The 670-nt window shown below is 45.7% G+C and carries 1 protein-coding gene and 1 pseudogene; both read left to right on the plus strand.

The annotated features are described in order from the left end of the window. Positions 1–78 precede the first annotated feature (78 nt). Complete coding sequence (locus H6A20_RS13070; protein WP_055159092.1) at positions 79–411, plus strand: transposase; 333 nt, start codon at positions 79–81, stop codon at positions 409–411. Between the two features lie 11 nt (positions 412–422). Further along, a pseudogene (locus tag H6A20_RS13075) lies at positions 423–670 on the plus strand (IS3 family transposase); the annotation flags it as partial.

A 670-nucleotide genomic window follows, 5' to 3' on the forward strand; every position in this document is an offset into this window, starting at 1 on the left:
TGGTGTGGTATAAAAAAAGTTGACAGCTTATTCTCAAGGATTTCATAATAAAACCAAGAGAATAAGGAGGTATTCAAAGTGGCACGTAAATATGACCATGAATACAAAGTACAGGCAGTAAAACTTGCCAAAGAAATCGGCGGCGCTAAGGCTGCTAAAGAATTAGGAATCCCTGAAGGAACCATCCATACATGGCTGAAAGCCGTAAGGGCCGGTAAGCTGGATATTGGAGAAGGTTCCCATACCCCTGCCAGTGCAATGAGCCTGTCAGAAGAAATTACCATGCTACGTAAGCGCGTTAAGGAGCAGGATAAAGAAATCCGCCGTCTGAAAGAAGAAAACGAATTTCTGGAGGAAGCCAGCGCTTTTTTCGCCGCCAGCCGTCGGAAGTCAGTAAAAACCAGAGAATGATATTTCTCGCTTTGAAAACAGAGGACGGCAGGATTACCGGAAAAATTTCATTTTATTGCCGGATGCTTGGTATCAGCCGGCAGGGCTTCTATAAATATCTCGCAAACAAAGACCGTCCATGGAAGTACCAGGATCTGGCGGATGCCATGAAAGAAATCATCAGTGAGGATGAATGTAACGATACTTATGGACGGATCCGGATGTATCAGGCGCTGTTGCTGAAGCAGCCGGAGGGCGTACATATACCCAGTGAACGGAC

The organism is Mordavella massiliensis (assembly GCF_016901695.1).
In the GTDB taxonomy this organism is placed as follows: Bacteria; Bacillota; Clostridia; order Lachnospirales; family Lachnospiraceae; genus Claveliimonas; species Claveliimonas massiliensis_A.